The 16846-nt window shown below is 36.0% G+C and carries 18 protein-coding genes; 7 read left to right on the forward strand and 11 right to left on the reverse strand.

Annotation, left to right across the window (positions count from 1 at the left end):
• Positions 1–126 precede the first annotated feature (126 nt).
• On the forward strand, positions 127–2667 hold the full coding sequence (locus H6F45_RS01420) for a fimbria/pilus outer membrane usher protein (protein WP_190346276.1): 2541 nt from the start codon (positions 127–129) through the stop codon (positions 2665–2667).
• A 314-nt stretch (positions 2668–2981) separates the two neighbouring features.
• Here the strand turns inward: H6F45_RS01420 and H6F45_RS01425 are convergent, their stop codons facing one another.
• From H6F45_RS01425 to H6F45_RS01435, 3 genes are all read right to left on the reverse strand, one after another.
• On the reverse strand, positions 2982–3566 hold the full coding sequence (locus H6F45_RS01425) for a hypothetical protein (protein WP_190346277.1): 585 nt from the start codon (positions 3564–3566) through the stop codon (positions 2982–2984).
• 8 nt (positions 3567–3574) lie between these two features.
• Positions 3575–3823 carry a DUF5615 family PIN-like protein gene (locus H6F45_RS01430; protein ID WP_236104044.1) on the reverse strand — a complete coding sequence of 83 codons (249 nt, stop codon included), beginning with the start codon at positions 3821–3823 and terminating at the stop codon, positions 3575–3577.
• A 164-nt stretch (positions 3824–3987) separates the two neighbouring features.
• Positions 3988–5253, reverse strand: coding sequence for an FAD-dependent hydroxylase (locus H6F45_RS01435; protein WP_190346278.1), 1266 nt, complete (start codon positions 5251–5253; stop codon positions 3988–3990).
• Between the two features lie 240 nt (positions 5254–5493).
• Here H6F45_RS01435 and H6F45_RS01440 point away from each other — a divergent pair, with 240 nt between their 5' ends.
• Positions 5494–5940, forward strand: a complete 447-nt coding sequence (locus tag H6F45_RS01440; RefSeq protein WP_190346279.1) for a DUF29 domain-containing protein — start codon at positions 5494–5496, stop codon at positions 5938–5940.
• Entirely contained in the window at positions 5928–6065 is a 138-nt protein-coding gene (locus tag H6F45_RS01445) for a hypothetical protein (RefSeq protein WP_190346280.1), read from the forward strand. The genes H6F45_RS01440 and H6F45_RS01445 overlap by 13 nt, the downstream gene beginning before the upstream one ends.
• On the opposite strand, the gene H6F45_RS01450 is transcribed toward H6F45_RS01445, so the two are convergent.
• The 6 genes from H6F45_RS01450 to H6F45_RS01475 form a co-directional block, all read right to left on the reverse strand.
• Complete coding sequence (locus tag H6F45_RS01450; RefSeq protein WP_137667324.1) at positions 6062–6820, reverse strand: YebC/PmpR family DNA-binding transcriptional regulator; 759 nt, start codon at positions 6818–6820, stop codon at positions 6062–6064. The genes H6F45_RS01445 and H6F45_RS01450 overlap by 4 nt on opposite strands.
• A gap of 21 nt (positions 6821–6841) precedes the next feature.
• Entirely contained in the window at positions 6842–7495 is a 654-nt protein-coding gene (locus H6F45_RS01455; protein WP_190346281.1) for a Uma2 family endonuclease, read from the reverse strand.
• Positions 7496–7539: 44 nt separating this feature from the next.
• The gene (locus H6F45_RS01460; RefSeq protein WP_242027387.1) at positions 7540–8019 is read right to left on the reverse strand and encodes a hypothetical protein; all 480 of its coding nucleotides are present in this window, start codon (positions 8017–8019) and stop codon (positions 7540–7542) included.
• Positions 8012–9511, reverse strand: a complete 1500-nt coding sequence (locus H6F45_RS01465; protein WP_190346283.1) for an AAA family ATPase — start codon at positions 9509–9511, stop codon at positions 8012–8014. Before H6F45_RS01465 ends, H6F45_RS01460 begins: the two co-directional genes overlap by 8 nt.
• Positions 9512–9610: 99 nt before the next feature.
• Positions 9611–10846 (reverse strand): LL-diaminopimelate aminotransferase, encoded by a 1236-nt coding sequence (locus H6F45_RS01470; protein ID WP_137667327.1) that lies wholly within the window; start codon positions 10844–10846, stop codon positions 9611–9613.
• Positions 10847–11137: 291 nt separating this feature from the next.
• Positions 11138–12148, reverse strand: coding sequence for a cation transporter (locus H6F45_RS01475; protein WP_096566533.1), 1011 nt, complete (start codon positions 12146–12148; stop codon positions 11138–11140).
• A 114-nt stretch (positions 12149–12262) separates the two neighbouring features.
• Here H6F45_RS01475 and H6F45_RS01480 point away from each other — a divergent pair, with 114 nt between their 5' ends.
• Positions 12263–12973 carry a TIGR04283 family arsenosugar biosynthesis glycosyltransferase gene (locus H6F45_RS01480; protein WP_137667332.1) on the forward strand — a complete coding sequence of 237 codons (711 nt, stop codon included), beginning with the start codon at positions 12263–12265 and terminating at the stop codon, positions 12971–12973.
• Positions 12974–13264: 291 nt separating this feature from the next.
• Here H6F45_RS01480 and H6F45_RS01485 read toward each other — a convergent pair whose 3' ends face one another.
• Positions 13265–13636 (reverse strand): hypothetical protein, encoded by a 372-nt coding sequence (locus tag H6F45_RS01485; RefSeq protein ID WP_137667328.1) that lies wholly within the window; start codon positions 13634–13636, stop codon positions 13265–13267.
• 245 nt (positions 13637–13881) lie between these two features.
• Positions 13882–14844: a GDP-mannose 4,6-dehydratase gene (locus tag H6F45_RS01490; RefSeq protein WP_187039376.1), complete on the reverse strand. Its 963-nt coding sequence runs from the start codon at positions 14842–14844 to the stop codon at positions 13882–13884.
• 233 nt (positions 14845–15077) lie between these two features.
• Here H6F45_RS01490 and H6F45_RS01495 point away from each other — a divergent pair, with 233 nt between their 5' ends.
• The 3 genes from H6F45_RS01495 (at position 15078) to H6F45_RS01505 (ending at position 16768) form a co-directional block, all read left to right on the forward strand.
• A complete protein-coding gene (locus H6F45_RS01495; protein WP_190346284.1) occupies positions 15078–15278 on the forward strand; it encodes a hypothetical protein in 201 nt (66 codons plus the stop codon).
• Positions 15279–15325: 47 nt separating this feature from the next.
• Positions 15326–15679 carry an ATP-binding protein gene (locus H6F45_RS01500; RefSeq protein WP_190346285.1) on the forward strand — a complete coding sequence of 118 codons (354 nt, stop codon included), beginning with the start codon at positions 15326–15328 and terminating at the stop codon, positions 15677–15679.
• Between the two features lie 375 nt (positions 15680–16054).
• Complete coding sequence (locus tag H6F45_RS01505) at positions 16055–16768, forward strand: rubrerythrin family protein (RefSeq protein ID WP_137669549.1); 714 nt, start codon at positions 16055–16057, stop codon at positions 16766–16768.
• Positions 16769–16846: the final 78 nt, after the last annotated feature.

Below are 16846 nucleotides of genomic sequence, written 5' to 3' on the forward strand. Positions count from 1 at the left end.
TAATACCCTTCGGGAAGCAAGCTACATGAATTACCCCTACAATTAATTACTCCTACAAAACAATAAGGTTTCTAGAACAATTTTGGGCAAGTGTTAATCATCTTTAAAAAGAGATTTCTGTCTTGAATGAAGCTAAGATTAAATCCGATTAAATTAAGACTATTTATCTTTTTTTCCTTCAGTTCTAGTTTATTTAATTCTACAGCCAGTTTAGGACAGGATTCACCTTCTCCATCGCCAAATATACCTCCCGAAAAGGAAAACCAAGACCCGAAATTTGAGGAAATTTTTAAAAAACCCCGTAACGAAAACCAGAGAGTCGTTGTACCATTTTTTATTGATGGACAACAAAGAGGACAGGTATTATTGACCTTGGGAAATATTCCCGCAGTTCGCATTCAAGCAGCACCTTTGTTAGCAGAAACAGAAAAAGTTATTCGTCCAGATACCCAAGCAAAACTGACAAGTGCGGTTGATACTCAAGGTAATTTAAGCTTAGAAGTTTTGCTAGAAAATGGCTTACCAGCAACTTTTGATCGCTCTAAATTAGAATTACAAATTCAAGTTACACCTGCTCAACGTCGTACTAATGTAGCTCAGTTAAATACTAGTAGATTACCTCCTGATATTGAAAAAGCGGTGCTTCCCAGCACTTTTAGCGGCTATGTTAATTTTCGCGCTGATAAAGATTATATTTGGTCTGATTCAGGACAAACAAATATAGGACTGCAACCTTTACGTTTGGCTGTAGATGGTACATTGAATTATCAAAACTGGGTGTTTGAGGGACGGGGCAATTTTACAGAAGGAAGAGAACCTGCTTTTACTAGGGGAGATTTGCGAGTAGTTAGGGATGCACCAGCACAAGCTTTGCGTTATGTAGTGGGGGATCTGTCTCTTCCCATTACAGGTTATCAAAATAGTCAGCCTCAACTGGGAATTTCTGTCGCTAAAAATTTTAGTTTACAACCTTATTTAGTCACTCGACCTATTAGCCAATTTGAATTTTTCTTAGAAAAAGATTCATCAGTTGATGTATTAGTTAATGGTAGATTACAACGGACTTTACAGTTACGAGCAGGACAACAAGATATCCGCGATTTACCTTTGAATGGGGGTACTAATGATGTAGAGTTAGTGATTAAAGATGATGTGGGTCAGGTGCAAAGATTGAATTTTTATAAACCTGTAGCGGGGGATTTATTAGCACCTGGAGTAAAACAATTTGCCTATAGTTTGGGTGTTCCATCTGCTGATAGTTCAGGCGATCGCACTTATGATTTTACTCAACCGATTTTGACTTTATCCCACCGTTTAGGTATAACTAATCAGTTGACTTTAGGCAGTTATTTACAAGCAGATTTCTATCAACAACTTGGCGGTTTAGAAGGAGTTTGGGCTACTAATTATGGTAATTTTAGCTGGGATATTGCTCTCAGTCACGATCAAAAATTAGGAATTGATTATGCTGCTAAGTTGCGTTATGAATATTTGCAAGTTGGGGCAAATAATCCATCTCAACGTTCCTTTCGATTAACTGTAGAATCTAAAGGCCGGAATTTTATGAGAGTAGGAGAAGCAAACCCACGTAATAATTTTTTATATGATATTACTGCTAATTATAGTCAAACATTATTCTGGAATATGAGAGGAAATTTTAGTACCAGATATCAGTTTGGGCGAGATATTCCTAATACTTATAGGGTTTCTCTTGGTCTCTCTAGGAGTTTCCGCAACGGGTTAAATGTGAATCTCAATCTCAGTCAAAATATTGATCAGACTGGTTTTGAAGAACAACGTGCTGACATTAGTTTTTCTTGGACTTTACCTCGAATACGTCAATCAATCCAAGCATCATCTAATATCAATAATAGAGGAGAACCTACTAATCGTCTAAATTGGAATTATAACCCGTTGCGAACTATCGGCACGCCAAAACCTTCCCTAAGTTTAACCCAAAATGGTCAAAGTTATAATTTGAATGGGCGATTATCTTATACAGGTTATCGTTTTGTTTGGGATTTATCTCATAATGCGGTTTTTGCTAGGGATGGAAATAATGCGATCGCCAATACAACTAAATTCAGTTTTGGTACTGCTTTGGTATTTGCTGATGGTTATTTGGGGTGGTCACGTCCTCTGAATAATAGTTTTGCTTTAGTAGTTCCCAAAAACAGTATTAAAGGTCAAGAAATTGGTATTAATCCTATTTCCGGTGGTTATACCACCCGCATTGATAATTTAGGATTTGGTGTAGTGCCAAATTTAAGTCCTTATAATATTTCTAATCTCATAATTGATACAGTTAATTTACCTATAGGAATAGATGTAGGCGATCGCGTCATCAAAGTTTTGCCAAGTTATAACAGTGGTACATTAGTGCAAGTGGGAACAGACGCTACTGTTTTCTTGCGAGGACAGTTATTAAATGCTAATAGTGAACCTATTTCTTTAGGATCAGGACAAATTGTTGCTGTGGGCGATCGCAATTGGCAACCAGTTACTATCTTTACTAATCGATCAGGTAAGTTTGCTACCTCTGGATTAAAACCAGGACGCTATGAAATACGCTTATTTACTGATCCTCCAGCAGTGATTCCCTTGGAAATTCCATCTGATGCTAAAGGCATATATGATACAGGTACACTGAAAATTCCTTCCAAGTAAGTTTAAATATCAAATTTTTACCCCCCTTAATCCCTCACAGGGGTAGGTTTTTAATATTATCTGTTGAGGCAGGACCACCGAAGACAAGGAGGTATTGTAGACAAGGAAGATTTTATACAAAAAATGTACTTCTGCTTCGCTCAGTACAAGGTCTGTTTAGCCTCAGTTTTTGTTACCAATTGTATATTTTTGTTACGTATTTCCTCCCTTGTCACCTTGTCTGCCTTGTCCTCCAAGTCTTGCCCTCACGACAATGTAAAATACCTACCCTTGTGAGGGGTTAGGGAGGGGTTAAAACATCTTTTCAGTAAACCTTATTTTGGTAACAACTTCAAAGAATCACAAAAACCACTGATACTCTTAGTTAGAAATTTTTGCATTTTTGTAGTGGTTTCTGCACTGACTTGATATAATCTTCTATCAACTAAAAAGATTCTTTGTTTAACAATTTTATCCCCTGGTTTAGTATAGTTAACTTCTTTGCCAAAATGACCTTCTAAACTCATTTGTTCTTCACTAATTAAAGTTCCTTTGGCATTTTCTAAAGCTGTTTTCTTGCCAGTATCTATCGCTGCTTCAACCTGATTATTACGTTTTAATAGTTCAATGTATTCTTCTGGATAGTCAATATAAGCAACTGTGTATTTTACATCTTCCTGGGGGCGTTCAACAGTAAATAAATTCACCTCAATTTCGCCAGTTTTATTTTTGATTTTTTGTTTTGTCACTGTGGGTGAACCAGGAAATAAAATACTAAATCCTCCTTCTTGGGAAGAAAAGACTTGCCATATAGATTTTACTGTTGTTTGTGGTTGATTGGCTAATGTAGGTTGACTAATTAGAGAACCACTCAAAAAAATAGATGCTGCCAGGGTGTAAGGTATGATTTTAAAGTTCATATCTAAATTTAGTAATTCCATTGATTGAGAATAACAAACTGATTGGCAAGTGTAAAGTTTGCTATTTGGATATTAGCAATAGCTTTAACAATATTTTGATAACTCATGTTTTTCGATCCGTCGGCATTTTGGTAAATTGCCAAAATACCAGGATGTAATGAGTTAGCCTGATGCAGTGTGTGAAATTCATTGCAGTTACGTGTTAGCAAAACTCGTTCTTGTTGTCTAGCATAGTCTAATACAATAGACCTCTCCAAAATAGAATGTATTAATTTGTCATAAGTTGTAGGGGCGAAGCATTCGGGCGACAAACTATCAATTTTATGAAAAGGCTATTTTCCGAATGCTTCGCCCGTACAGGAGTCAGGAGAAAGAATTTATTTTCCTCCCCTGTTCCCTTCTTTCCAAATAACAAATGATTTTACATTTTCCCTAATTCGGGAGTTCTACCTTTTAAACCGATCATTAATTTAAGTGCAAAGATTTTCAACATTGGGACTCGCTGCATCAACCATAAACCTAAACGGCGAATAACTACCACAGGTAAGATGTTATTAGAAAATACCCGATCTAACAAATCGGTAAAACCTAAAATTGCCAAATTCTCTTTTTTTCGCCACCGTTCATATTGTTTGAGAACTTCAATTTTACCAATATCTGCACCGTTTTGGTGTGCTGTTTGGATAATTTCAGCTAAAGCAGCAGCGTCACGAATACCTAAATTTAAACCTTGTCCACCGACGGGATGACAGTTGTGTGCAGCATCACCAACTAAAGCTAAACGGGGGAGAACATAGCGATCGCTCTGCATTAATTGTACCTGAAAAATAAAGCGATCGCCTAATAATTCTAATTTACCCATCTGACTACCATACCGCTGAGTTAGTTCAGCTAAAAATTCTTCATCACTTAACGCACACAAAGCTTTTGCTTCTTCATGGGGTGCTGTCCAAACAATGCGACATCTGTTACCAGGTAAAGGTAAAATTGCAAAAGGTCCACTTTGCCAAAATTTCTCATAAGCTGTATAGTTATGAGATTTTTCTGGTCTGACAAAAGCGACAATACAAGATTGCCAATATTTCCAACCTTTAGTTTTAATTCCCGCAGCTTCTCGAATTTTGGAACGTGAACCATCAGCAGCTACTAACAATTTAGTTTTAATTTGTTGCTGTTCACCGTCAACTTTAATATTCACATTCACTATATCTTTTTCATTTTGTGTGGTGACAACTTCTGCTGGACACAAATAAGTTACATTTGCACAATTTTTTACCAATTCTTGTAAAGGTTCTAACAGGGCAAAATGTTCTGCTACATAACCTAATTCTGGTGTTTGTGTGTCTATATCAGCAGTTTGAAATTTCACCACATCGGGATAGTCAGCATCAGATAAAAATACCTGTCTATATTTAGCAATATTAGGTAGAATTTTATCCCAAATGCCAATTCCTTGAAAAATGCGGGCTGATAACATATGTACAGCATAAGCTTGACCTTTAGCTACTGCGGCTGATGTCACCCTAGCTTCGATTAGCAGTATACTTAAACCAGAGTTCTTTAAAGCAGCAGCCAAAGTTAAACCAACTATACCACCACCGACTATCACCAAATCATAATCATATCCTGGTTTGTCTGTGGTTGTGTGGGGGGGAGTGAGAGTTTGAGGAAGCTGAGTGAGTGACATTGTGAAGATAGATGTGAAGATAGATGAAGGTGTTTTATCTATTATTTTTACGCAAGTCTCTGAATAGAGCAAGTTGAGTAGAAAAATTACCCGCAAAATGAGTCTATGTCTTACAGCGAGTTTAGTTTAGCTAAAGCCAAACAAGAGTTTGAATTAACTACTTGATCAAGAAGATGTGGTATAATAATTAGAATAATTGCTAATTAATCATTTAACAAGTAGATTACAGTGAGTAAAGCAATGAATCCAATAAGTGATTTGTATTCTATTTATGAAGTTGATAATGAAAAATGGTTAGAACAAACTCTAGAATTATTAAAAGAAAAGCGACTAGATGCTCTAGATTTAGAGCATTTAATTGAGGAATTAGAAGCAATGAGTCGTCGAGATAAATTGACTGTTGAGAGTTTGTTAGAACAAATAATTAGACATTTATTACTGCTGCAATATTGGGAAGAGGAATATCAATATAATGCCAATCATTGGCAAGCTGAAATTATCAGTTTTAGAACTCAAATCAATGAATATTTGACTAAAAATCTAAGAAATCATTTACAAGAAAATCAAGATAAAGTTTATCAGAAAGCCTTAAAATATGTCAGTAAAAAAACAGGTATGATGATTCAATTTCCTTTAGAATGTCCTTATACTCTGGAACAATTATTAGATGAAAATTGGCTACCATAAGGGAAGAATTCAGGAGTCAGGAGTCAGGAGTCAGGAGTCAGGAGAAAGAATTAATTTTTCAACTTTTGCCTCTTGCCTTCTTGCTGTCACCTGTCACCTATCACCAGTCACCTACAACCTATTAAGCCATACTTAAAGCCATGAGATTTTCAGACATTTCAAAATTAGCGGTGACATTTTGGACATCATCTAAACCTTCCAAAATATCAATTAATTTGAGCAGCGATTTAGCTTGATCAGCATCTGTGACTTCAACTTGATTTCCCGGAATCCAACGTAATTCTACATCTGTAACATTAAAGTTTTTCGCTTTCAATGTTTGACTCAGTTTCTCTAAATTTACTACTTCAGTAAAAACTTCAGCTTTGTTATTTTCAATCATTTCATAAGATTCAGCATCAGCTTCTAAAGATGCTTCTAACAAATTTTCTTCATCAACCACATCTTCAACAACACACACACCTTTTTGGGAAAACATCCAACTCACACAACCTGTTTCCCCCAAATTTCCGCCATTTTTACTAAAAGCAACTCGAATATCAGCAGCGGTACGATTACGATTATCTGTTAAAGCTTCAATTAAAATTGCTACACCACCAGGACCATATCCTTCATAGCGAATTTCTTCTAAATTGGTGTTATCACCTGCAAAAGTACCTGCACCTTTAGCGATCGCTCTTTCAATGTTATCATTAGGAATACCCGCAGCTTTCGCTTTATCAATCGCTGTCCGCAACTGAAAATTTCCCGCTGGATCTGGTATCCCACTCCTAGCAGCAACTATTATCGCCCGCGATAGTTGGGTAAAGATACTTCCCCTTTTCGCATCTACTACCGCTTTTTGACGCTTGATATTTGCCCATTTACTATGTCCAGCCATAACTTAAAAAATATTAACACTCTACTCCAAGATAGAATATAACGTCACTGTAAATTCTTCCAAAGCCTGAAAACTTCCTACCTGCCAACTACGCTCAACAGTATCAGGTATAATCTCAGTAATAGGTATATCCTCAAAATAGGGACTTTTTTCAGACTTGATATATTTCCCATCTTGCAATAAATAAATAGACAACTTACCACTATCAAAAATCCATAATTCAGGAACTCCAATAGCCTGATAAGCATCCAGAGTTGTTTTTGATGTCACATCAGTTTCTATTGCTAAATCTGGTGGTGGATCATCTGGTTGTAAACGCCGTTTACCTATCATTTGTTGATAATTTTGAATATAAAAACAAGCATCTGGTTCTACCCCTGCTATACCTATTTTTTTAAAGGTTGTTGAACCAAAAGGTTGATATTTAATTCCTTTTGCTTTCAGTAATATTTTGACGATATCAGAAATTAAATCTTTGGGAATTTCATGTTCAGGAAGAGGCACCATAATTTCTAAATTACCTTGAATATAAGCAATTCTGGAATTTCTTTTTTCTCCTAATTCTTTTAAAATCGCCTCAAATTCATCCCAGCTAACATCGGGAATGGTAACTTTACTACCGGGTGTTAGCTGCATTTTACTAACGGGTTTAAAAACGGGAATAGCTACACTCATATAAAGGAGGTAATAGGAATTTAATACTATCCATTAAGTATCTATTATAACAAACTTTTTAAAGTTATTCTAATTTCTGTTTTACTGTCAATATCTGGGTGACAAAAACACTTAATTTTAATTTGATCTTGATCTCTCAGAATTGTCTGACAAATTAATGTACCAGATTTATTATCACTTGTGATAATTTCTGAAAATTTACTATATTTATTTTCTTCTAATTTCTTTCTTTCAGAGAATGTTTGATAAAATAAAATTCCTTTAAAATCTATATATATTTCTTCTTCATGATAACCTTGTTTGGGATTTAAGTTTTTCCAGATTCTTTCTACTGTTGACTTTTCATCAAAATAGTTTAATTCTTGAATACATACCTTCTTCAATTTTGCATTATAACTTTTTTCTTCAATTTCAATTATTTCATTTTCAGCTACAGGAATTTCAATAATAAATTCTTGTTTTGATAAAGCTTTGTGAAATTCATCTCTCAAATTACGCACATCGCGTTTATTACCTTTACTCATCGTCACCCTCTTCTTCCTGAACATAAATATAATCAGTCAGAATGCGAAGTGATTTATCTAAGTTATTTTCAACTTCTCGAAAATTTCTAAAATAAATACCATAATCACCGCTTTCATAGTCTATAATTTTATCACCTGTGAAGAAATAAACACCGACTTTTTCCTTTGCGATAGATACAGATGAATCAACATAGTATAATTTATTATCTTCGATAATTTTCTCTACATTTACACCATGTTGATTTTTCAGAACATCCAAATATATATAGTTATTAATAGCATTAGCTAAAATTGAACTATGGGTTGTGATTAATACTTTATTTCTGGTTTCGTTTTGGATGAACTGGATTAAGATATTTAATAATTTAATCTGATTTTCTGGATGTAAATTCACTTCCGGTTCATCTATCATTAAGAAATTATTTTTTTCTTCCGCCCAATATTTAAAATATGTATCCAAAAGTGTTAACTGGTTGACAGAAGAAGAAGCTAAATACATTGGCAAAAGTTCGTCAACAGAACTTATTTGAAAATAAAATTCTGCTGCTCCAATTCCTTCTCGACGAATAATTTTTATTTCACCTCCAAGAATTTCTTGTAGCTGTTCAGAAAGATGTAAATAATGATCCTCAATATTTGCATCATACATTTCTAACAGTTTTTGAATGACTTGATTAATAGGTTTTGTATATGGTCTTTGAAAAACATCTAATTCTTCTAATTCAGCTAATTTAATCTTCTCTTTAGTACGAGATCGAGGGCGTTCTAATAAATCTACAAGTTTTTTGATATCTTGTTCACGTTTTTTTCTTTCAAAGTCAATAATATAAAGATAGAAGTTAGGAAAGAAAATTCTGCTTGCAGGTAAGAAAAAAGTCTCATGCTTGTGTTTTAGCATAGTTTTAATTATTATGTCAATGAGAATAGACTTTTTTTGGTTGAGTAAATTTCTGTCCAAAAATCTCTTAGGAAAGATTTCCTGAAAACTATCTGGTAAGTCCTTTTCTTCAAAAGAGTATATCAAATCACCTTGATCTTTTTTGATTTCTATGTACTCTAATGAATTTTCTTCCTCATCTTTTTTTATATAGACAGTAGTTTCAATTTTCTCATCTTTTAATTCAGATATTTCATAATCAAAATTAATGGCAATTTTATTAAAATTAAAAATTGTTGCTTCTTTTCCAGTATTGAATATTTCTTTTTTTGTCTCTTCTTGTAAAAAGTTGCTGTATCTACTTAATATTTTTCCTATTAGTTCAGGAGTAACTTCAACCTTATTAACATTTTCAACTATTTCATTATCAATAATCTCTAAATTTTCCAATGCAAATTTATTAATTATATCTTGATTAAAAATCGCCCACAATAACTGAGCAACATAACTTTTACCACTATTATTTCTGCCAACAAATACAAAAAAATCCTTAGATAAATCAATGGCTTGAGTATTATTTTTAATAGGTCCTAAATTTTTGATGATCAATTTCATATAAGTTCTACCTCTCAACTAATATACTCATAACTCAAGTCTACCAAATATTCAGGTGGGCAATGCCCACCATGAGATTTTAAAGGTATTTACAAGCTACTAAACCTTAAACTTCTCCGTGATCCGCTTCATTGCTTCTTCCACATTTTCCCGACTGTTAAACGCGGAAATACGGAAATAACCTTCACCCGCAGCACCAAAACCAGAACCCGGAGTTCCCACAACATTCACAGTTTGTAGCAATTTATCGAAAAATTCCCAACTGGTTAAACCATGAGGTGTTTTCACCCAAACATAAGGTGCATTGACTCCACCATAAACTGATAAACCTGCGTTGGTGAGTTGTTCACGGATAATTTTGGCATTTTCTAAGTAGAAACTTACCAAAGCTTTGGTTTGTGCTTGTCCTTCCTCAGAATAAACCGCTTCTGCACCACGCTGTACAATGTAGGAAACACCATTAAATTTGGTAGACTGACGACGGTTCCATAATTTCCACAATTCTACATCAGAACCATCAGCAGCTTTAGCTTTTAAGGTTTTGGGAACGACGGTTAACGCGCATCGTGTACCAGTGAAACCTGCATTTTTGGAGAAAGAACGAAATTCAATGGCACAATCTCTAGCGCCTTCAATTTCATAGATAGAATGGGGAAGACTAGGATCGGTGATAAATGCTTCGTAAGCAGCGTCAAAGAAAATAATTGATCCGTTAGCTTTTGCGTAGTTTACCCACTCTTGTAAATGTTCTTTGGTTGCGATCGCACCGGTGGGGTTGTTGGGAAAGCACAGATAAATTAAATCTACTTTTTCCTTGGGTATTTCTGCGGTAAAGTTGTTTTCTGCGGTGACTGGGAGATAAACTAAACCTGCATATTCGCCTTTTTCGTTAGCTTCTCCAGTATTACCCGCCATCACGTTAGTATCTACGTAAACGGGGTATACAGGGTCAGTAACAGCAATTTTGTTATTTTTGCCAAAAATCTCTAAAATGTTGCCTGTATCGCATTTAGAACCGTCAGAGATGAAGATTTCATCAGCTTCTACATTCGCGCCTCTAGCTTGGAAATCTTGAGCAGCGATTTTTTCCCGTAACCAAGCATAACCTTGTTCTGGTCCGTAACCTTTGAAAGAAGAGCGATCGCCCATATCTTCCACTGCCTTAATCATTGCAGTCCGGCAAGCTTCTGGCAAGGGTTCGGTAACATCACCAATACCCAAACGGATGATTTTCGCATCGGGGTTAGCTTGGGCGAAAGCATTTACCCGTCTTGCAATTTCGGGGAATAAATAACCGGCTTTTAGTTTCAGGTAGTTGTCGTTAACAGTAGCCATTCTAGATTTTGAAGAAACGCACTAAAATAGCTTACTGTAATTTAGACAATGCCAATTTGACTTTTAACGTAGTTCACACCAGCTAAAAGCAGGTACAATCAATTTGATTTTTCCTCTATCTTGAACTAATATCAATAATTCAACAAGCTCTGTTACCGCAAGCTTTGTTACCACTGACGCTCACGGCGAAGCCTTGCATAATTTTAATGCACAATTTTAATTTTCATCATCCTCAATCCCTTGATTTATCTATGCAAATTCCCTTACAGTATCATTGTCTTTAACATTTCTTTACAATAGGTTCTGGTAAATCACGTACATACCACCTAAGTAAAGGATAATCAGAGCTAATCCATCCCAGGTAATATACATACGTGAACGACTAACAGCATGATAAATTAATCCTGTGATGGCCACGGAAGTCATGATCATCCCAACAACGGCAGTGAAAATATGTATCTGACTGATATTTGCCCACAAACTACCCTGTAAATACACCAAATCATAAAAGCCCAAAATTGCTAAATTAGTGATATTTGAACCAAAAACGTTAGAAACTGCTAAATCTACGGCATTAAGGCGTACTGCTGCCAGGGATGCCACGACTTCCGGTAATGATGTAGCTGTAGCCAGTAAAAGTGCGCCAATAAAACTTTGTCCTAAACCTGTAACTGCGGCAACGCGATCGCCTAAAAATGCTAACCACACACCCAGTATGACAATCATTACCGAGAGAATGATAAATCTGCGATATGCTTGCACAGGTGTAATATGTTGATATTGAAAAACCTCTGCTTCTTCTTCTAATACTTCTGCACGTCTTCTGGTTTCAAATTGGGCAATTATCCGGGCGCTGACAAAATAAAGTAATAGTAAAATCACGCTAGGAATACCCACCCATCCCATAGCTAAATTAGTATCTGTTTTTCCCAACAGCATTCCCGCAGCTGTAATACCCAGCATTCCACAACCTAAACTTGCTGCTAAACCGTGACTAATTTGCGCTCGTTTCAATAAGGGATCAGGACCGTTGTAAATATCGAGTAATGCTAAAATCAGCAAATTGAAAAGACAACTGCCCAAAATGCCACCTACAGCTAAGTCTGGAGAATTAAACATCACTATGGCACTTGTACCTGTGGCTAATTCTGGTAACGATGTCACACCCGCTAACAAAATTGTACCTACCCAAGTCCGCCCCAGTCCGGTTTTTTCTGCCAAAATATCAGCACTTTGGGAAAGCCATGTTCCCACAGCAATGACTAAAGCAATGCACACAATAACTTGAAGGAATAGCAGCATAGTTAGTTATATTCTGTACCAGATTAATCTGCAATCTGCTGTATGAGTGTTAAACTTAATGTTTTACAAAAATTTTCAATTTTAATTTTTAACGTGGTTCATCTGGTATTTGATATGGTGCATCAAGATATTAAAACTCAACGCATTTCAATTATTATACCTACTCTCAATGAAGCCAATAATATTAAAGCAGCAATTACCAGCACTCAATCAAGTACAAATGTGGAAGTCATTGTTGTTGATGGTGGTTCAAATGATGGTACACCTACTATTGCTCAATTTTTAGGTGCAACTGTAATTTCTTCTGCTCCTGGTCGTGCTATACAAATGAATACAGGTGCAGCGATCGCTAGTGGTGAAATTCTCCTGTTTCTTCATGCTGATACTCTTTTACCTCAAGGTTTTGATACTATGATTCGTACCGCATTACAACAACCTGGAATTATAGCTGGTGCTTTTGCTTTGCGAATAGATGCACCTCATTGGGGTTTGCGTTTGGTAGAGTGGGGTGTAAAGTTGCGATCGCATTTTTATCAATTACCCTATGGTGATCAAGCTATTTTTTTAACTAAAATCGCATTTGCAGAAGTTGGTAATTTTCCCCAAATACCTATTATGGAAGATTTTGAACTGATTACCTGTTTAAAACGTATAAGTAAAGTTCAAATAATTGACGTTCCTGTAATTACATCACCCCGGAGATGGTTAAAAAAGGGAATTTTTAAGACTACCTTACTTAATCAAATTATCGTTCTTGCTTATTTATTAGGTGTTTCACCAGAACGCATCCGTAAATGGTATAACAATTACCCTTTGATATGGTAATCATGGCAACATTATTATTTAGGGCTTGCTGAAAAAATGCAAAACCCAGATAAATCAAAGGGTTGAGGCTGATAAACAGGAAAATAAGTGTAAAGATATAGCGTCTACAGCCTCAAAAACCTTGCACTTTTGTTGAGTTCGAGAGATGAAAAACAATTTTCAAATTTCCTCCTGACTCCTGACTCCTGACTCCTGACTCCTGACTCCTGACTCCTGACTCCTGACTCCTGACTCCTGACTCCTGACTCCTGACTCCTGACTCCTGACTCCTGAATTCTATTTCATGTTAGTTCATTCTTCCAGTGATTTGGCAGGAACTTCAATTGCTGTTACATCAATTGTACCTTCTGGTGCAAAGCGGCTAAATTGACTATTTTTTACTAATAGCTGTTCTCCGCAATTTGGACATTGCACTTGGCTATTATTTAAACTTGTTATTTCACATCCACAAACCGGACATTTGTCAGTAACTAAGTTTCTTTTTAGCCACCAGCGAAATCCAAAGAAGGCGACAATTGGTATTATTAATAACAGTCCAAAAATAATTAGTAAGGAATTCACTAACCAGCCTAAGCCTAAGGATGCTAATAACCAGGCTACTGCTAATATAGTCAGCCAAGGACGCAGTTTATCAAGATTTTGTTGGAAGTTATTAAGGTTCATTTCTTAAATTTTTCTACTCTATTCTTATTTTAGTTATCAATTATCAGTGGGAACAGGTAATTGGTAACTGGTAATTCAATGAAAGGATTTTGGATTTTGGTGAAGCAGTGCGGTCTTGGGGGTTTCCCCCATGAGCAACTGTTGAACCCGCAGGGATTGTTTCTGTCAATTCCAATCTAAAATCGAAAATTTTTCTCCCCAGTCACCAGTCACCATTCCCCAGTCTCCTTACAATAGCAACATTATTAACTGTTTAAATATTCTAAATCTGTTTTTACCATATTTTCCAAAAGTTGCTCAAAACTCACTTTTGGTTCCCAACCAAGCTTGTTTTTGGCTTTACTGGGATTAGCTACCAGTTGAAAATGTTCATCTGCTCGTAATAAATTAGTATTCACAATTACATATTTTTCCCAATCCAGTCCTACACAATCAAAAGCAGTAGCAATTAATTCCCTGACACTGTGGAGTTTACCTGTACCAATTACATATTCTTCTGGCTCGTTTGCTTGTAGCATTCGCCACATAGCATTCACGTGATCTCCGGCAAAACCCCAATCTCGTTGAGCATCCAAATTACCCATTTCCAAGGTTTGAGCTAAACCCAATTTAATTTTAGCTACCGCCAAAGAAACTTTACGGGTGACAAACTGAGGCGGACGCAAAGGGGATTCATGGTTATATAAAATACCACTACAGGCAAATAGACCATAACGTTGTCGGTGATGTACCATCGTCCAATGAGCGTGTAATTTTGCTGCTGCATAGGGATTTTTGGGACGAAAGTGAGTTTCTTCATCTTGGGGAGCAGTAGTCACATCACCAAACATTTCCGAACTACTAGCTTGATAAAACCTTGTGGATAAACCAACTTGGCGAACTGCATCTAATAATCTAGTAGCAGTACCTGTAATCAGATCAAGAGTTCCCAAAGGATCATTCCAAGAGTCGGGAACGAAACTAGGAGCAGCTAAATTGTAAATTTCCTGGGGTTGTAGTTGTTCAACAGCAGTTAATAAACCCGCAGCATCTCTTAAATCAACAGTGTAAATTTTTACGTTATCTGCTAAACTTCCTAATTTTGACAAGTTAGTTTGTCTATGGGGAGATACCAAACCGAAAACTCGGTAATTTTGATTAAGAAGCAAATGGCTCAGATAGTAGCCATCTTGACCTGTAATGCCTGTTATGAGGGCGGTCTTGATCATAATGAGGGATATAAATAATATGTATTACAACTATCACTAACTAAAATATAAAATTATAGCAGTATACAATCAGATATGCTCACTGCTGGCAATTTTTCGCTAATTAAACCTACTTATAGCCTATCTTGATCATGGTACTAGAAATTCAAGTTTTTAATTTTACTTCATATTCGCAGTCATAACTATATTGAATAATTACTCTTTTTTTGATGTTTTTAGTCTCCTTAACGGAAATGACCCAATTAGAGCAAGCAATCACAACCAATCTTTTAACGGTTTCATCAGATACAACCGTTGCTGAGTCCATATTGCAGATGAGTGCAGCACGGGCAAGCTGTTCCTTAAAAGATGATGATGATCAATTGATCTGGCTTGTCACCCATAAAAGCCTACGTCAGCTGCTGCATCCAGTAGATTTACTGCGATCGCAGTAAATAAAAATATCCAATTTATCAGCGATCTACCCAAACCTGGTAGTTGTATGAAAGTAGATGAGCCTATCTTTCGTCGCATTATAAATAATATTGTTTCTAATGCAGTTAAGTTTTCTCCTGCTAACAGTAAAATCATTTTACGTGCCAATTATCTAGCAGATGATTCGGCAAAATTCGAGATTATTGACTTTGGATCTGGAGTTAAAAAAGAACTGCAAGAAAAGATTTTTAATAAGTATGAAATAGGAACTATGGTTAATAATACCAATCAAACCGGTTTAGGATTGGCATTTTGTAAAATGGCGATCAAAGCTCATGGAGGCAAAATAACATTGCAGGATAACCATCCTCAAGGCTCTATTTTCACAGTTGAAGTTCCAGCAGTTTGTACATCTGTATAAAAGACAAAATACAACAGTGATCAATTGATAATTGATAATTGTTTCATGCAAGGCTTCCGCCGTGAGCGTCAGCCGAACGGTTTATAACCTCCGCTTACAAAGGGTAAAAAAAAGCCAAAAATTCCGCTTTTTACAGCCTCAGTCTAATAACAATAATTTTCAATAAACTACTTTGACAGAAAAAATATAAAATATTCATAATCTAAGATTTATAATTATCCTGAATCGGCTAATAACAAGGGTAATTAAAGATGGGCTAAAACAGGTTCTATAACATCTCTTTAAATATTGTAAAAATATTTTGGCTGCCTCATCTGCCTTAGTTCAAGAGTCTGTTTTTACCATGAAATATCACTTAACAGGCAAGTAAAAATTATGGATTTGTCAAATTTTACGACACTAAAAAACTTAGAAGCAGCTTTCGGTGGAGAATCGATGGCAAATCGTAAATACCTGTTTTTTGCAAATGTGGCACGTAAACTGGGTTTTACAGACTTAGCGAAGCTTTTTAAGGAAACAGCAGATCAAGAAACTGAACACGCTTTTGCACATTTTGAGTTATTACATCCAGAACTGGTTGTCAAAGATGCAGCTAGTTTAACTGATGAACAAAAACGGGAAATTATGTCTCGTTGTTTGTCTTTGGCAATTGAAGGGGAAACCTATGAATACACTACCATGTATCCTGATTTTGCTGCTGCTGCTCAAAAAGATAGAGATAATCCCGCAGCGGAAGAATTTCTCAAACAAGCTCAAGAATCTAGTGAACACGCTAATACATTCCGCGCCGCAGCACACCGTTTTGGGTTGCTCAAATTCATTGAAAATTATCACGCAGATCGCTACGCTGAAGCTTTAGAAGTATTAAATGGTGGACAAGCTGTAACGAGAGTCGCAGGTGAAGATCCCGCAACTCAAAAATGGATTTGTAGACAGTGCAGCATGATTTATGATCCTGTTGTTGGTGATCCTGATTCGGGTATTGCACCTGGTACACCTTTTGTAGAAATTCCTGATGATTGGAGTTGTCCTATTTGCGGTGCTACTAAAAAGACTTTTAAACCTCTTGAAGAAAAAGTTGCTGCTTAAATTAAACTTAGCAATGTTAAACCCTTACAGGAGATGTCTTAACTACTCTGTCTACAGCTATACATCCCCAACCAAAAT

The sequence above is a fragment of the Sphaerospermopsis sp. FACHB-1194 genome (assembly GCF_014696235.1).
Classification (GTDB): Bacteria; Cyanobacteriota; Cyanobacteriia; order Cyanobacteriales; family Nostocaceae; genus Sphaerospermopsis; species Sphaerospermopsis kisseleviana.